Source organism: Clostridium neonatale, assembly GCF_900465025.1.
GTDB classification, from domain to species: Bacteria; Bacillota; Clostridia; order Clostridiales; family Clostridiaceae; genus Clostridium; species Clostridium neonatale.
On record NZ_UICR01000001.1, the window covers coordinates 172501 to 188612 of the forward strand.

At 28.3% G+C, this 16112-nt stretch carries 19 protein-coding genes, 2 tRNA genes and 2 rRNA genes (1 of these 23 running past the window's edge); 18 read left to right on the top strand and 5 right to left on the bottom strand.

The genetic code is table 11. From position 1 onward, the window contains the following. From CNEONATNEC86_RS00805 to CNEONATNEC86_RS00820, 4 genes are all read left to right on the top strand, one after another. A 23S ribosomal RNA gene (locus tag CNEONATNEC86_RS00805) occupies positions 1–479 on the top strand; it begins 2428 nt to the left of the window's first position. Between the two features lie 122 nt (positions 480–601). Then, positions 602–718: ribosomal RNA gene (gene rrf, locus CNEONATNEC86_RS00810) — 5S ribosomal RNA — on the top strand. A gap of 4 nt (positions 719–722) precedes the next feature. Beyond that, positions 723–798 (top strand) — tRNA-Phe (locus tag CNEONATNEC86_RS00815). A gap of 5 nt (positions 799–803) precedes the next feature. Next, positions 804–878, top strand: a tRNA-Cys gene (locus CNEONATNEC86_RS00820). Positions 879–961: 83 nt separating this feature from the next. Here the strand turns inward: CNEONATNEC86_RS00820 and CNEONATNEC86_RS00825 are convergent. Continuing rightward, the gene (locus tag CNEONATNEC86_RS00825; RefSeq protein ID WP_058293635.1) at positions 962–1906 is read right to left on the bottom strand and encodes a magnesium transporter CorA family protein; all 945 of its coding nucleotides are present in this window, start codon (positions 1904–1906) and stop codon (positions 962–964) included. A 132-nt stretch (positions 1907–2038) separates the two neighbouring features. Beyond that, complete coding sequence (locus CNEONATNEC86_RS00830; protein WP_058293634.1) at positions 2039–3196, bottom strand: zinc-binding metallopeptidase family protein; 1158 nt, start codon at positions 3194–3196, stop codon at positions 2039–2041. Between the two features lie 268 nt (positions 3197–3464). Here CNEONATNEC86_RS00830 and CNEONATNEC86_RS00835 point away from each other — a divergent pair, with 268 nt between their 5' ends. From CNEONATNEC86_RS00835 to CNEONATNEC86_RS00865, 7 genes are all read left to right on the top strand, one after another. Further along, positions 3465–3653, top strand: coding sequence for a sigma factor G inhibitor Gin (locus CNEONATNEC86_RS00835; RefSeq protein WP_058293633.1), 189 nt, complete (start codon positions 3465–3467; stop codon positions 3651–3653). An 8-nt stretch (positions 3654–3661) separates the two neighbouring features. After that, on the top strand, positions 3662–4312 hold the full coding sequence (tmk, locus tag CNEONATNEC86_RS00840) for a dTMP kinase (RefSeq protein WP_159135404.1): 651 nt from the start codon (positions 3662–3664) through the stop codon (positions 4310–4312). A 60-nt stretch (positions 4313–4372) separates the two neighbouring features. Beyond that, the gene (locus CNEONATNEC86_RS00845) at positions 4373–4705 is read left to right on the top strand and encodes a cyclic-di-AMP receptor (RefSeq protein WP_058293631.1); all 333 of its coding nucleotides are present in this window, start codon (positions 4373–4375) and stop codon (positions 4703–4705) included. 18 nt (positions 4706–4723) lie between these two features. Next, a complete protein-coding gene (locus CNEONATNEC86_RS00850) occupies positions 4724–5656 on the top strand; it encodes a DNA polymerase III subunit delta' (RefSeq protein ID WP_125149584.1) in 933 nt (310 codons plus the stop codon). Positions 5657–5659: 3 nt separating this feature from the next. Beyond that, the gene (locus CNEONATNEC86_RS00855) at positions 5660–6565 is read left to right on the top strand and encodes a PSP1 domain-containing protein (protein ID WP_159135405.1); all 906 of its coding nucleotides are present in this window, start codon (positions 5660–5662) and stop codon (positions 6563–6565) included. An 11-nt stretch (positions 6566–6576) separates the two neighbouring features. Further along, a complete protein-coding gene (locus tag CNEONATNEC86_RS00860) occupies positions 6577–6780 on the top strand; it encodes a heavy-metal-associated domain-containing protein (protein WP_159135406.1) in 204 nt (67 codons plus the stop codon). Between the two features lie 111 nt (positions 6781–6891). Further along, entirely contained in the window at positions 6892–7062 is a 171-nt protein-coding gene (locus CNEONATNEC86_RS00865; protein ID WP_058293627.1) for a DUF362 domain-containing protein, read from the top strand. 162 nt (positions 7063–7224) lie between these two features. On the opposite strand, the gene CNEONATNEC86_RS00870 is transcribed toward CNEONATNEC86_RS00865, so the two are convergent. Next, the gene (locus CNEONATNEC86_RS00870; RefSeq protein WP_159135407.1) at positions 7225–7872 is read right to left on the bottom strand and encodes an MBL fold metallo-hydrolase; all 648 of its coding nucleotides are present in this window, start codon (positions 7870–7872) and stop codon (positions 7225–7227) included. 193 nt (positions 7873–8065) lie between these two features. On the opposite strand from CNEONATNEC86_RS00870, the gene CNEONATNEC86_RS00875 reads away from it, so the two are divergent. The 6 genes from CNEONATNEC86_RS00875 to CNEONATNEC86_RS00900 all read left to right on the top strand — a co-directional run bounded on the left by CNEONATNEC86_RS00875 (position 8066) and on the right by CNEONATNEC86_RS00900 (position 13914). Then, positions 8066–8521 carry a CtsR family transcriptional regulator gene (locus CNEONATNEC86_RS00875; RefSeq protein WP_125149589.1) on the top strand — a complete coding sequence of 152 codons (456 nt, stop codon included), beginning with the start codon at positions 8066–8068 and terminating at the stop codon, positions 8519–8521. Positions 8522–8536: 15 nt separating this feature from the next. After that, positions 8537–9109 (top strand): UvrB/UvrC motif-containing protein, encoded by a 573-nt coding sequence (locus tag CNEONATNEC86_RS00880; protein ID WP_058293624.1) that lies wholly within the window; start codon positions 8537–8539, stop codon positions 9107–9109. Next, positions 9090–10106, top strand: coding sequence for a protein arginine kinase (locus CNEONATNEC86_RS00885; RefSeq protein ID WP_159135408.1), 1017 nt, complete (start codon positions 9090–9092; stop codon positions 10104–10106). The genes CNEONATNEC86_RS00880 and CNEONATNEC86_RS00885 overlap by 20 nt, the downstream gene beginning before the upstream one ends. A 27-nt stretch (positions 10107–10133) precedes the next feature. Beyond that, positions 10134–12563, top strand: coding sequence for an ATP-dependent Clp protease ATP-binding subunit (locus CNEONATNEC86_RS00890; protein ID WP_058293622.1), 2430 nt, complete (start codon positions 10134–10136; stop codon positions 12561–12563). A gap of 184 nt (positions 12564–12747) precedes the next feature. After that, positions 12748–13683: a thioredoxin-disulfide reductase gene (gene trxB, locus CNEONATNEC86_RS00895; protein WP_159115455.1), complete on the top strand. Its 936-nt coding sequence runs from the start codon at positions 12748–12750 to the stop codon at positions 13681–13683. A 3-nt stretch (positions 13684–13686) separates the two neighbouring features. Continuing rightward, positions 13687–13914, top strand: coding sequence for a glutaredoxin family protein (locus CNEONATNEC86_RS00900; protein ID WP_058293620.1), 228 nt, complete (start codon positions 13687–13689; stop codon positions 13912–13914). Positions 13915–13976: 62 nt separating this feature from the next. On the opposite strand, the gene CNEONATNEC86_RS00905 is transcribed toward CNEONATNEC86_RS00900, so the two are convergent. Both CNEONATNEC86_RS00905 and CNEONATNEC86_RS00910 read right to left on the bottom strand, forming a co-directional pair. Beyond that, positions 13977–14210, bottom strand: a complete 234-nt coding sequence (locus tag CNEONATNEC86_RS00905) for a glutaredoxin family protein (protein WP_058293619.1) — start codon at positions 14208–14210, stop codon at positions 13977–13979. 108 nt (positions 14211–14318) lie between these two features. Then, entirely contained in the window at positions 14319–14486 is a 168-nt protein-coding gene (locus CNEONATNEC86_RS00910) for a hypothetical protein (RefSeq protein ID WP_159115456.1), read from the bottom strand. A 182-nt stretch (positions 14487–14668) separates the two neighbouring features. Between CNEONATNEC86_RS00910 and radA the strand changes: the two genes are divergently transcribed. Continuing rightward, positions 14669–16039, top strand: coding sequence for a DNA repair protein RadA (radA, locus tag CNEONATNEC86_RS00915; RefSeq protein ID WP_125149593.1), 1371 nt, complete (start codon positions 14669–14671; stop codon positions 16037–16039). Positions 16040–16112 lie beyond the last annotated feature (73 nt).

Below are 16112 nucleotides of genomic sequence, written 5' to 3' on the forward strand. Positions count from 1 at the left end.
GCTCAACGGATAAAAGCTACCTCGGGGATAACAGGCTGATCTCCCCCAAGAGTTCACATCGACGGGGAGGTTTGGCACCTCGATGTCGGCTCGTCGCATCCTGGGGCTGAAGTAGGTCCCAAGGGTTGGGCTGTTCGCCCATTAAAGCGGCACGCGAGCTGGGTTCAGAACGTCGTGAGACAGTTCGGTCCCTATCCGTCGCGGGCGTAGGAAATTTGAGAGGAGCTGTCCTTAGTACGAGAGGACCGGGATGGACTGACCTATGGTGTACCAGTTGTTTCGCCAGAAGCATTGCTGGGTAGCTAAGTCGGGAAGGGATAAACGCTGAAAGCATCTAAGTGTGAAGCCCACCTCAAGATGAGATTTCCCATAGCATAAGCTAGTAAGACCCCTTGAAGACTACAAGGTTGATAGGTCAGAGGTGTAAGTGCGGTAACGTATTTAGCTGACTGATACTAATAGGTCGAGGGCTTGACCAATAATTAAGTTGTAATACATAATTATATGCAATTTTGAAAGAATAATCTTTCAATAAAACTCAATCAGTAAAACTGATGAGTATTACTTTCTAACAAGATTTAAGATTTTGTAAAATTAAGTATCTCGTAATGATGGCGTAGAGGTAACACTCCTTTCCATTCCGAACAGGACAGTTAAGGTCTACAGCGCCGATGGTACTGCATGGGAGACTGTGTGGAAGAGTAGGACGTTGCGAGGTTAATGGCTCGATAGCTCAGTCGGTAGAGCAGAGGACTGAAAATCCTCGTGTCACTGGTTCGATTCCAGTTCGAGCCACCATATATGGCGCTATAGCCAAGTGGTAAGGCAGAGGTCTGCAAAACCTTTATTCCCCAGTTCAAATCTGGGTGGCGCCTCCAAAAAAAACCTTGAAATATTTCAAGGTTTTTTGTTATTTTAGCAGATATATTAAGATTTAAATATATAAAAAGGATATGTTTTACTAAAGCATATCCTTTTTATATAGTATAAATGCTACAACTGCGCATATAGCAATTGTTAATAATGTTATAATTAAGAATCCATTTGGATCGCCCTCTGAAATTGGAAGCGTTATATTCATACCAAATATTCCGCTCATTATCGTTGGTATAGCCATTAATATGGTTACAGATGCTAATACTTTCATAACAATATTCAAATTATTAGATATTACAGAAGCAAAGAAGTCCATTGTACTAGCTAATATATTACTGTAGATTTCGGTCATTTCTATAGCCTGTTTATTCTCTATAATTACGTCTTCTAAGACATCTTTATCTTCTTCATATTTTTGCATTAATTCTAGTTTTAACATTTTTTCTAATGTAATTTCATTAGCTTTTAAAGATGTAGAAAAGTAAACTAATGATTTTTCAAGTGAATGTAACTGAATAAGTTCTCTATTTTTCATAGATTTATGAAGCCTTTTTTCAATCATTAGACTTTTTTTATCTATTTGTCTTAAATATAATAGATAGTAAGTTGATATTCTATTTAAAATTTGCAATATAAATCTTGATTTTTTAAATGTATAGAATGATTTTATTTTTTGATTAACAAAATCTGAAAGTATTCTACTATTTTTTAAACATACTGTTATTATTTGTTTATCTGTATGTATTATTGCTAATGGATAGGTATCATATGTTAAAGAGTTATCTTCCATTTCGGTAAAAGGAATATCGACTATAACCAATAAAGATCCATCTTCAAAATCAATACGAGAAGTTTCTTCATCATCAAGAGCCGAATTAAGAAAATCTATAGGAACTCCTGTTTTTTTTGATATTAGTATCAATTCTTCATCAGAAGGAGCTATTATATTAATCCAGCATCCATTTTCTATGTTGTCTAATGTATTTAAAACAGGATTATTTTCACCAATGCTTTTATAAATTTTAATCAAAAGAGCACCTCCTTGCGAATATTAGCAATGCTATATTAATTATACTATTATAAATTCGTTTGTAAACTGTTTTTAATGTTAAGAAAAATCCCATCAATCAAGTATATTAATTGATTGATGGGATTCGCTTGTTTAATTAGATTGAGAAAAGAATTCTTGCTTTACTTCTAATAATAAATTCTCGTTTTTAATTAGATCTATCCCTGTATAAGCAAGAGCTTTTGCAGATATAATACATTGATTTAAAGCGTAATCAGAAATAGTTGCTTTAGCGAAATCTATACTTCCATATTGTATAGTATCATCTTCTACTATAGATATATATGGATGAATTGTAGGAACTTTATGACTCACATCACCAATACTTAATCCTGCATATATATTTTTAGGTGGATTAATATTTATAATTCCACTTTCTTTTAAATTATGACTAAATAGTCGATTTAAAGTATGATTTGTAATTAACTCTTTATTTGGCTGTTCATATAAGAAAAAATTATTTTCTATACCTGTCAGTTCTGCAACGTATTTTACAATTTGTTTTATATGCTCATTTCCATATGATGCCAACTTAGAGGTTCTAGCTCTTATATAACATTTAAGTTCAGTCTCAGATGGAATAAATAAGGGGGTATTACCGCCATTAGAGATTACATAGTTTATTTCTAGTCCTTCAGGAAGACCTTTTTTGGTTGAATTTAAAATATTTATAGTTAAAAGTGCTGCATCTAGTGGGGTAAATGCGCTTCTATTTAAAAAGTGAAGATTTTTTGTTCCAATAAATTTTATACCTATTGGAATTATTGATGAAGAGGAACCACTTTCGCATGTTATTATATCTGGATGAACTTCCATGACAACATCTATATCTTCGAAGGTATCTTGTTTAACCATAGTTCCTTTACTTCCACCAAAATATTCACCAGGACAGCCAATTAATATAACAGATCCACCAATTTTATTAATAATATGGCCTAATGCAAGTGCGGCAGAAGCAGAAATCGTTGCAGTTAAATTATGACCAGTTATATGTCCAACATTTTCTATAGCATCATATTCACATAGATAGCATATTTTAGGGTACTTATCACCTTTCTGTGCAAAAAAAGCATTATTAATATCTAAGAAGTTCTTTTGTATGTTAAAATTATATTTACTTAATAAATTACAGATATACTCACTAGAATTATGCTCTTTATAACTTACTTCAGGATTGTTATAAAGATATATACATAGATCATGGATATCTTTTTCACAGCTATATAAAAAGGAATTAATTTCTTGTTTCATTACTTCATAAGCTACAAATAGTTATAATCTATTTAATAAGAATACATTGAAAAGCAGATTATATAATATGTAGCATTCTCCTTTCATATGTTTTTATGATAATAGTATCTCCAAATTTAAAAAAATTATTGATTATTATGGGCAATATAAAGTGAGCTGTATTAAAAAATTAAGATTGGACAAAATCTTAATATATTTAAGGATATTTATAAAATTTAAATGTAACATAGGTTTAAAATAATATTTTAAAAAAAGGAGATATAATAAAATGAAAGATTTAAATAATAATTGTTTTTTATGTGGTATTTATAATAGTAATGGTATAATGTTAAATGAAAAACATATATGTGAAAAATGTGAAAAAGATATTGTTAATAGTCATGTAAAGGAACAAACATATGATTACTATTTAAAAATGATAAAAAGAATATTGTTTGATAAAAATATAATTCAGTGAGGTTGCTTATGAAAAAAGGTTTATTTATAGTATTTGAAGGTGGAGATGGATCAGGCAAAAGTACTGCTATAAATTCAATATATGATTGGTTTGTTGAGAATAAAATAAAGTGTATAAAAACAAGAGAACCAGGTGGGATAAAGATTGCTGAGGATATAAGACAAGTCATATTAGATAGGAATAATACTGCTATGGATGGAAGAACAGAAGCATTATTATATGCTGCAGCCAGGAGACAACACCTAGTAGAAAAGGTCATACCTGCATTGGAAGATGGAGTTGTAGTACTTTGCGATAGATTTGTTGATTCATCACTAGCATATCAGGGTTATGCTAGAGGTTTAGGAATAGATGCGATTATGAGCATAAATGAATTTGCTATTGAGGGATATATGCCTGATATATCTATATTATTTGATATAGATCCTAAAATAGGATTACAAAGAATAAATAATAACGATAATAGAGAAATTAATAGACTAGATTTAGAGAAGATAGACTTTCATGAAAAAGTTAGAGAAGGATATGAAATTATATATTCTAATAATAAAGATAGAATGATTAAAATAAATGCAGAGAAAAGTAAAGAACAGATAGCGGCTGAAATAAAAGATATAATAATATCTAAGTTAGATACAAAAATTAGCTTAAATATATAAAAATTATCTATTTGTGGTAAAATAAATATAATAATATATTTGAGAGGTTGGGGATGTAGAATGAAATTAATAATTTCTATTGTTCAAGATGAGGATGCATCAGACGTTATTGAAGCGCTAACAGATGAAAATTATAGAGTAACTAAATTAGCAACTACTGGAGGGTTTCTTAAATCGGGTAATACAACATTGATGACAGGTGTTGAAGAAAATCAGGTTAATGATGTAATTGAGATCATAAAAAGGATTTGTAAGAAAAGAAAAGAGCTTTTAGTTGCTCCTACGACTTTAAATGGAAGTGAAGCGGGTTACATGCATCAGTATCCAGTAAAAATTAATGTAGGAGGAGCTACACTATTTGTATTAGATGTAGATCAATTTATAAAAATATAATATTAGGAGAGATAGGCATTGAGAAAAATAATTGGGCATCAAATGATTAAAGGTGCAATAAATAAAAGAAATATAAATGGTTCATTTTCTCATGCAAATTTAATTATAGGCAATGATGGAATTGGAAAAAGTATAATAGCTCAATATTTAGCTAGTAAAATACTAAAGGGATTAGATTTCATTAATAGCGTTGATATTGTAAAATATTATCCTTCTTCCAATACATTTGGTGTAGATGATGTTAGAAAAGTAATTGAAGAAGTAAATAAAAAACCTTATGAGGGCAATAGAAAGGTTATTATAATGTATAAGTGCGATAAAATGACTGCACAAGCTCAGAATGCATTATTAAAAACTATAGAAGAGCCACCAGATGGTGTATTTCTAATTTTGTTAAGTGATTCATTAGAGCAAATTTTAGAAACTGTACAATCACGATGCCAAATATATAAACTAACGCCATTATCAAAAGATGAAATTTTAGAGTATATAGATGAAAACTATAAAAGCTTGAATTTAGAAGAAAGACAATCAGCGATAGCCTATAGTACAGGTATTCCAGGCAAAGTAGATAGATTTATAAAAGATGAAAAATTAAAACAATTAAGAGATTTATGCATAGAATTATTTGATGATATATTGGCTAGAAATAAAAAAATAGTTATTAAATATCAAGAAGCATTTAATAACTTGAAAGATGAGAAAGATGATTTATTAGATATATTGCTTCTGTATATTAGGGATTTATTAGTTTTAAAAGAATTAAATAAAATCGAAAGAATCATTAATATTGATAAGGTAGAAAAATTAGAATTAATATCAAGAAAGATATCTTATAAAAAATTAAGTAATATGTTAGAATACATAAAAGAGGCAAGAATAAATTTTAATAGTAATTCAAACTATTCGATGACTATAAGTGTGCTGCTTATGGGATTTGCGGAGGTATAATTAATGATAAAGGTTATAGGAGTAAGATTCAAGAAGGCTGGAAAAATATATTATTTTAGTCCTGAAAAATTTAACATAATAAAAGGAGACTATGTAATTGTAGAAACTGCACGAGGTGTTGAATTTGGAGAATGTGTAATAGGAATAAGAGAAGTATCAGAAGAAGATATAATTTCTCCATTAAAAAGTGTAATAAGAATTGCAGATGAAAAAGATATATTAAAACATAAAGAAAATAAGGAAAAAGAAGAAGAAGCATTAAGTATTTGTTTAAAGAAAATAGAAGAGCATGAACTTAATATGAAGTTGATAGATGTTGAATATACATTTGATAACCATAAAGTAATATTTTATTTTACAGCTGATGGGCGAGTTGATTTTAGAGATTTAGTTAAAGATTTAGCAACTATATTCAAGACAAGAATAGAATTAAGACAAATTGGAGTAAGGGATGAAGCTAAAATGATAGGCGGACTTGGACCATGTGGTAGACCAATGTGTTGCTCTAGTTTCTTAGGGGATTTTGCATCAGTATCAATAAAGATGGCCAAGGAACAAAATCTTTCACTTAATCCGACTAAGATTTCAGGTATTTGTGGCAGACTTATGTGTTGCTTAAATTATGAGCAAAGTACATATGAGGATATAAGAAAAAGATTACCTAAAGTAGGGGCTATAGTTAAAACACCATATGGAAATGGTGAAGTTACTGGAAACTCAATAGTAAAAGAAATAGTTAAAGTTAAATTAAAAAAAGGCGATGAAGAAGTTATTGAAGAATACGGTATATCAGATATAGAACTTATTTCCGGAGAATATGAGGATACTGTAGATGAATCAAATATAAAGTTAGAGATAGAGTCAGAAGAAGATAAAAAATTAATAAAAGATCTTTTTAGTGAAAAATAGGAGGATATTTTGTGAAATCTATTATTAAGATTTTAAATATGGAATCTGAAAAAGATGTAAAGTTAATTCAAAATGCTATAGCAAATAATTCAGGAATAATTGCGAGTCAAGTATCTTTGCAAAAAAAAGAAATAGTTGTAATATATGATTCAATATATTTAAATGAAGAAAAAATTATTAATACCATAGAAGATTTAGCATATATAGTTATATAAGATGTGAAAATAAATTAACACCTTTATTGTAAATAAAATACTTTTAAAACAAGACAATACGTGATAAAATGTAATTGGTTAATTACAACAATTTATTAGGAGGTGTTTAATATGGCATTTGTTATTAATGATTCATGTGTTAGCTGCGGAGCATGTGCAGCTGAATGTCCAGTAAATGCTATAAGCCAAGGAGATACTCAATTTGTTATTGATGCAGATACTTGCATAGATTGTGGAAACTGTGCTAATGTTTGTCCAGTAGGAGCTCCTTGCCAAGAATAATATTACATGGAATTGCCTTAACGTAGAAAACATGACTTTATGTTTTATTGTCATGATGACTGTAATAAGGTACTTAATTAAAATAAGGACATCACTTTTAGTGATGTCCTTATTTTAATTATTAATGATAAATACTTAACAATATAAATATAACTTTAATAATTAATTTAATTTACATATATTCATCAAAATAATATTAGACTGATGTTTAGAAGTTAAAATATTAGTATCTAAGCTTGATGAATTAATTTTATTGATATATTTATTAGAGAATATAAATTTCTCTAAATCATCTAGTGGAATGGAACTATCTAGAGTTCTATATTGCATAGGAATTATATATTTAGGTAAAATTAATTCACAAAGTTTTGAAGCTTCATAACCATCTAAAGTGAATTTTCCTCCTATAGGTATAAATAATATATCAATTCCTTGTAATTTATCTAAAATAGTATCATCAGGAATGTGCCCTAAATCTCCTAGATGACAGAATGTATAGTTATCAATTTTTAGTATAAAGATAATGTTTTTTCCTCTTTTAAGTCCTAATAGTTTATCATGATATGCATTAATACCATATGTTTTTGCAAAATTCATGTCAAAGTAACCTTCAGTATTGATTATTTTTGTATCTGTATTATTCTTATTAATATATGAATGATTAAAATGAGTATGACTCAATGTTATTAAATCACATTTGGGAAAACTAGCATTACTATTTATATCAATTTTAAATGGATCTAATAAAATTCTTTTTCCTGATGAGGCTTTAATTAAAAAGCAAGAATGTCCATACCAAATAATCTGCATATATATCCTCCATAAAATCAGTATTCAATATTATAGTATTAGCAAATAATATTAAAATTAATCAGTAAAATTTATAAATAAGATTTAGTCATAAATAATTAGGTTTGAAAATATATAAAAAAATAGTATAATATTATAAAGTCAAAGTAAGTCAAAAACAAAAATGATAAATAAGGTTTAAGCAGGTGATATTATGGCAAGACTGTCAGATATAATAGAAGATTTTATAAAAGAGATGTTTAACAATAATGACGATAATATAGTTTTTATACAAAGAAATGAATTAGCAGATCAATTTAGATGTGCTCCATCTCAAATAAATTATGTACTAACAACTAGATTTACTTACGAAAGAGGTTATTTAATTGAGAGTAAAAGAGGTGGTGGTGGACATATAGTCATTAAACAACTTAGTCATGGTCGTTCTAATATCAGAGGACAACTAATAAGTCAAAGTATTGGAGATACAATTACTTATCATAATGCTAATGCTTTATTAGAGAACTTACTTGAATCAGATATTATTGAGGAAAAGCAATATGAACTAATGAAAATTGCAATAAATGATAGAAGCTTGATTTCAGTAGAAAATAAAAACAAAGTGAGAGCAGATATTTTAAAAGCAATGATTATGGTAATTTTATCTTAAAAGGTGGGATATATTATGTTGTGTGAAAAATGCAAAAAAAATGAAGCTAGAATAAATTTAGTTAAAATATTAAACGGTCAAAAGCAAGAAATATGGCTATGTGAAAATTGTGCTAGAGATATAGCTGATATTCCAATGTTAAATTCTATTAGTAAAGAAATTGATTTTCCATTTCAAGGAATATTAACAGGGTTAATATCAAATTTTAATAATGTTTCAGAAAAGAAAGAATTAGTATGTCCTAATTGTGGCATGCATTATGACGAATTTAAAAAGACTGGAAAGTTAGGATGTTCTGAGTGCTATGAAGAATTCTCAAAATCAAATGAACCATTAGTGAAGACAGCAACTAATTTTGTTAAGTATGCAGGAAAGATACCAAAAAGGAATAAGATTGAATTATCACAAAAGAAAAAGCTAAAAGATTTGAAAGAAAGTTTACAGAAGCTAATATTAGAAGAAGACTATGAGAAGGCTGCAGTAATTAGAGATAGTATTTCAGAAATAGAGAAAAGTATAATAGATGATAGTATATCAAGAATGATAGATGTGGAGGGGGAAGAGTATAATGAGAAACTGGATTCATAATTTGGCTAATAATGAAGATATTGTATTAAGCACTAAAATTCAATTAGCGAGGAATCTAAAGTTAGTCCCTTTTCCCAATAAATTAGATTATATGAAGGCAAGAGAAAATGCCGAATTAATATATGAAGTATTAAATGATACAATATATTCTGAAGATATGACTTTATATAAGTTATGGGAGAATGATAAAAAAGATTATGAGGACTGTATAGAAAAACATTTAATTAATAAAAATTTATTAGACAATTCAGAAAAAGGTGCATTCATAGTAAACAAAAATGAAACTATAAGCATTATGATAAATGAAGGAGAACATATAAAAATACAGTGCATAACAGCAGGATTGAATTTAGAAGAAGCATTTAATAGTGCTAATATAATTGATGATAATATAGAATCAAAATTAGAATATGCATTTAATGAAAATTTAGGATATCTAATGGAATCTCCTAAAAATATTGGAACAGGACTTGAAGCATCTATAGATATTCATTTGCCGGCATTAACTATGAATAATGAAATTGATAAGATATCCAAGACATTTGATAGGTTAGGAATGAGCATAAAAAGTATATACAATTACGATTCTGAGAAATATGGAAATATATATAGGATATCCAATAAATCATCATTAGGAATAAAGGAACATGAAATAATAGGAACATTAAAAGGAGTAGTTTTAAATGTAATTTCTGAGGAAAAAAGGGCTAAGGAGGTATTGCTAAGTAAAAATAAATATGAAGTAGAAAATAAAGTATACAGAGCATATGCAATACTTGAATCAGCAGTCCTTTTAGACGAGAAAGAGGCAATAGAACTATTATCTGATATTCGATTAGGAGTAGAACTTAATTTATTAAATATAGAAAATGGTAAGATTAATCAGTTGTTAGTTATGATTAAAAATAGTTCAATAGAGAATTATATAGGAAGACCATTAAATATAAGAGAAATAAATTATGAGAGAGCTAACCTTGTAAAGAGAATATTGATTTAGATATTTTATAATGAGAGGAGCAATAAGATGGAAGATAGCAAATTAACAGATAGAGCACAGATTGTTTTTTTAGAAGCAGAAAAAGAATCGGAAAATTTTAAACATGGATATGTGGGGACAGAGCATGTTTTGATTGGGATCATAAAAGAAAATGGATATTCAAGTGAACTATTAAAAAAATATGGTATCTATTTAGATAATGTAAAAAGAATGATTCAAAAATATATAGGATTTGGAGATATTAAGTTAGAGTATATTTCAAGAACACCAAGAGTAAAAAGGCTTCTAGAGGAAGGTGTGATTGAAGCTAAAAAACTAAATCATAAATATGTTTCTCCAGAACATATTTTATTAGCAATAATAAATCAAGAAGAGGGTATGGCGTATACCATTTTAAAAATATTGCAATTAAACTTTGTGGGAATTAGAGATGACCTAGTATTATTTTTATCAGGAAAGTATGATGATAAAAAGATAGATAGAGAGGCAGAAAGAAGTAAGAAAGAAAAAACCCCTATGCTTGATAAGTATGGCAGAGATCTCACTGAGTTAGCGCGAGAAGGTATGTTAGATCCAGTTATAGGAAGAGAAAATGAAAATCAAAGATTATTGGAGATATTATGCAGAAGGATAAAAAATAATCCATGCTTGATTGGAGAACCAGGAGTAGGAAAAACTGCTGTTGTTGAAGGCCTTGCACAAAAAATAGTTAGAGGAGATATTCCAGAAGTGCTCCGAGAAAAGAGGGTTGTTGCATTAGATTTAACATCTATGATAGCCGGAGCGAAATATAGAGGTGAATTTGAAGAACGATTAAAGAGAACGATGGAAGAAATAATAAAAAATAAGAATATCATTGTATTTATTGATGAAATTCATACAATAATAGGAGCCGGTGGAGCTGAAGGGGCTATAGATGCTTCTAATATATTAAAGCCATCATTAGCACGAGGTGAAATCCAATGTATCGGAGCTACTACAATAGAAGAATATAGAAAATATATTGAAAAAGATTCGGCATTAGAAAGAAGATTTCAACCAGTAAATGTAAAAGAACCATCTAAAGAAGAGACTTTAGAGATTTTGTTTGGATTAAGAGAAAAATATGAGGAGCATCATAATGTTAGAATCACTGATGATGCTTTAGAGGCTGCTGTTAATCTAGCTGATAGATATATTAATGATAGATTTATGCCAGATAAAGCTATTGATTTAATTGATGAAGGTTCATCTAAAGTTAGAATTCAAAATTTAATAGCACCACCAGAATTAAAAGAGATTGAAAAAGAAATTGAATGTATAACTAAAGAAAAGGAAGAAGCTGTAGTTATTCAAAATTTCGAAAAGGCTGCAGACTTAAGAGATAAAGAAAAGAGAGTTATAGAAAAATTAGAGAATATGAAACAGGAGTGGAATAGTAAAAATTCATCTCAAGTATTAGTAGTTACGCCAGAACATATAGCCAGTGTTGTTTCCTCATGGACTAAGATACCGGTTGAAAAATTATCAGAAAATGAAAGTGAAAGACTATTAAAATTAGAGGAAATACTACACAAAAGGGTTATTGGTCAAGATGAAGCTGTTAAATCTATAGCTAGAGCTGTTAGAAGAGCAAGGGTAGGAATAAAAGACCCTAATAAACCTATAGGTAGTTTCATTTTCTTAGGTCCAACAGGAGTTGGTAAAACTGAATTATCAAAAGCATTAGCAGAAGTAATGTTTGGAGATGAAAATAATATTATAAGAATTGATATGTCAGAATATATGGAAAGTCATGCAGTCTCTAGATTGATAGGGTCTCCTCCGGGATATGTTGGATATGAAGAAGGTGGTCAATTGACTGAAGCAGTAAGAAGGAATCCTTACTCTATAGTTTTATTAGATGAAATTGAAAAAGCACATTCTGATATATTTAATATATTGCTTCAAATAATGGATGATGGAAGACTAACTGATTCAAAAGGAAAAGTTGTAGATTTTAAAAATACAATAATAATTATGACTTCAAACGTAGGTGCCCATAGTATTAAAAAACAAAAAGTGATAGGATTTAATAATTCTATCAGTGAAAATTCAGAATATGAAAAGATGAAAGAAAATATTTTGGAGGAATTAAAACAAAAATTTAAACCAGAATTTTTAAATAGAATTGATGATACAATAGTATTTCATAAGTTAAATGATGATGATTTAGATAAGATTATGGATTTGATGCTTGCCTCTATTAAAAACAGATTAGGCAAGAGAAATATTTACTTGGATTTTGAAGCTGATAGCAAGAAATTCTTATTAAATAAAGGCATAGATATTAACTATGGTGCACGTCCATTAAGACGACTTATAATTAAAGAAGTTGAAGATAGATTGAGTGAAGAAATATTACAAGGAAACATAAAAATAGGTGATAAATTAAAAGTTAATCATTTAGAAGATAAACTTGTATTTAGCAAATTATAATACAATAAAAAGTGGTTAGAGTATTTTATATATCTAATCACCTTTTATTATTTGAAAATAGATTTTAATTAATATTAATAAATGATAATAATAATTAAATAATAATAATTAAATAATTATATATACACATATTGATAAATAGTGATAAAATTAAAATATAAAATATAGAAATTAGGAGAGATATATGGATAAAGAAATAAAAGAATTAGATTTGATAATAATCGGAGGAGGCCCAGCAGGACTTACTGCAGCTATATATGCTGGAAGGGCCAAATTGAATACATTGTTGTTAGAGGATAAAGTTTTAGGAGGGCAGGTTAGAAATAGTTACACAATAGAAAATTATCCTGGGTTTAAAAGCATACAGGGAAGTGAATTATCTGACATATTACAATCTCAAGCTGAAGAAAGTGGAGCTATCATTGATGAGTTTGATTTAATAGAAGATATAATCCTTTCAGATGATGAAAAAATAGTTGAAACGGAGTCATTTATATATAAGCCTAAAGCTATAATAATTGCAACTGGAGCATCGCCTAAAAAACTTCCTATTCCACAAGAAAGTAAGTTTTCAGGCAATGGAGTACATTACTGTGCTGTTTGTGATGGTGCTTTATATGAAGGTAAAAAGATAGCAGTTGTAGGTGGTGGAAACTCAGCTTTAGAAGAAGCAATATTTTTAACTCGATTTGCAGAAAAAGTATATTTAATTAGGAGACATGATTATTTTAAAGGGGAAAAAACAAAAATAGAAGCTATATTTAATCACCCAAAGATAGAAGTTATGTTAAATGAAGACATTATAGGACTTCAAGGTGATGGCAAATTAGAAGGAATTGAACTTAAAAATACTAAGACAAATCAAATTACAAACATTGCTATGGATGCTGTATTTGCATACATAGGGACAGAACCAAAGACAGATTTAATAAAAAAATATATAAATTTAAATGAATACGGATATGTGATTACAGATGAAAATATGCAAACAAATATAAAAGGAGTTTATGCAGCAGGAGATGTAAGAGAAAAAGAGTTTAGGCAAATAACTACAGCTGTAGCTGATGGAACTATTGCACTTTTAAGTGCAGAAAAATATATAGTAGATAAGGAGAAATAATAGATGATAAAAATTTATTCAACTTCATGGTGCCCAGATTGCATTAAGGCGAAAAAATATTTTAATACCAAGGGTGTAAATTATTCAGAGATAAATGTAGCTGATAAGCATGAAGATAGAGAAGAAGTGTTTAGAGTGTCTGGACAAAGGACTGTTCCAGTAATACAAATAAATGATTCTGTGATTGTTGGTTTTGATAAAAAATTAATAGATAAGGAATTAAATAAATAATATAAAATAGAGCAATAGATAAATACTAAGAATATCTATTGCTCTAACTAAATAAATAATATTTATTGGATATTATTTATTGCTTCTAAAATAGCTGGTTTATCAAAGCCTATAATTATTTTTCCGTTAATATCCAAAACAGGTACGCTCATTTGATGTGATTTATTTATCATTTCTTCTCTCGCTACCATATCTTCTTGTACATTAAGATCTTCAAAATCAATATTTTGAGATTTTAAATAATTTTTTGCTTTAACACACCATGGACATGAATTTGTGCTATATACTTTAATCATATAATCACCTCCTAAATAATAATTATTATTTGTTAATTTCAATTATAGTACAATTCTATTTTTATATCAATGTTATTATTAATAATTATTATATAAGTGAATTTATTATTACTTAATTGTGTTAAATTGCTCTAGATTTGAATTTAATAATAGATTATTACATTCATTTTCAGAACATGAGTTAAATGATATATTACTTAGATTTTGCTTTGATGTTTCATGAAGGGTACTTTTTTTAGGGCCAGGAATATTTTTAAGATAATCTATATTTATCATATATATCACTCCTATAAATAATTTTTTATAGTATTTGCAACAATTAGGCAATATATACATAGAATATTGATAAATGAAATGTGTATAAAATGATTTTATTATGATAAGATTTTTATATTAATAAATATAAATTATTTCTGAAGAGATAAATTTGTGAGAGTTTATATAAAAAGGAGAAAAGTATGAAAAAGAAAATGCTGTATAGATGTTCTAATTGTGGATTTGAAAGTATAAAATGGTTAGGGAAATGTCCAACTTGCAATAGTTGGAATACCTTGCAAGAAGAAATCGTAGATATTAAGAAAAATGTAAGTGCAAAAATAAATTCTGGGAGTCAAATAAGAAAACTAAATGATATTATATCAAGTAAAGAAGATAGAATTATAACTGGAATAAATGAATTTGATAGAGTTATGGGTGGAGGAATAGTAAAAGATTCTATAACCATAATAACTGCAAGACCTGGTGCAGGGAAATCTACACTATTACTTGAAATTTCAAATGAAGTAGCTAAAAAGGGGTTAAAAGTTGTTTATGCATCAGGAGAAGAGAGCGATACTCAAATAAAAAATAGAGCAGATAGAATACTTAATAATATTAATGAAAATATATGGGTGATGCAAGAAAATAGTTTAGATAATGTTTTGCAGTCAATAGAAGATATAAACCCTGATTTAATAATTGTAGATAGTATTCAGACATTTACAATGGAAAATTCATTGCCAGCGAGAGCAGGATCACCTACACAAACAATGGAATGTGCAAACACATTACTACAAGTTGCTAAAAATGAAAAAAGACCAAGAGCTGTTATTATAGTAGGGCAGATGACTAAAAATGATGAGTTAGCAGGATTAAGAGCACTGGAACATTTGGTAGATACAGTTTTAATAATAGAAGATGATAATGAAGAAAACTTACGTGTTTTAGTTAGCTCAAAAAATAGATTCGGTGGCATTGAAAATGGATTTTTTGAAATGAGTGATAAAGGAATATTATCTATAGATAATCCTTCAGAATTTTTTATGACTAAACGAGAGGAAAATGAAGTGATATCAGGGTGTGCTCTATCTGTTATAAAAGAAGGTACTAGATCTATAATAACAGAAGTAGAAAGTTTAGTATCAAAGAGTTTTACACCGTATCCTACTCGTATTGGAGAGACGTTAGGAAAAGATAAATTGAACACACTAATATCTATATTAGAGCAGCGTGGTGGGATTAATTTATATGATAAAAATGTAATTATAAAAACAACTGGTGGAATGAAAATAAGAGAGCAGGGAATAAATTTAGCAGTAATAATGAGTATTGTATCATCTATTAAAGAAAAGGGGATAAAGTCAAATATTGCCTTTGTAGGTGATGTTGGATTAACTGGTGAATTAAAGAGAGTACCGTCTATTGAAAGTAGAGTAAAGGAACTTGAGAGAATGGGATTTAAACAAGTTTATGTACCTAAAGAGTCATTTTTGAATGAACATAATTTTAGAAAAATACAAATAGTAGAATTAAAAACATTAAGTGAAGTAATAAATCATATATATAATTAATAGCTTCATGGAACTTATGTGCATCAATTTATTAATAAATTGATTGAGAGATTGGAATTATTATAGTATCATA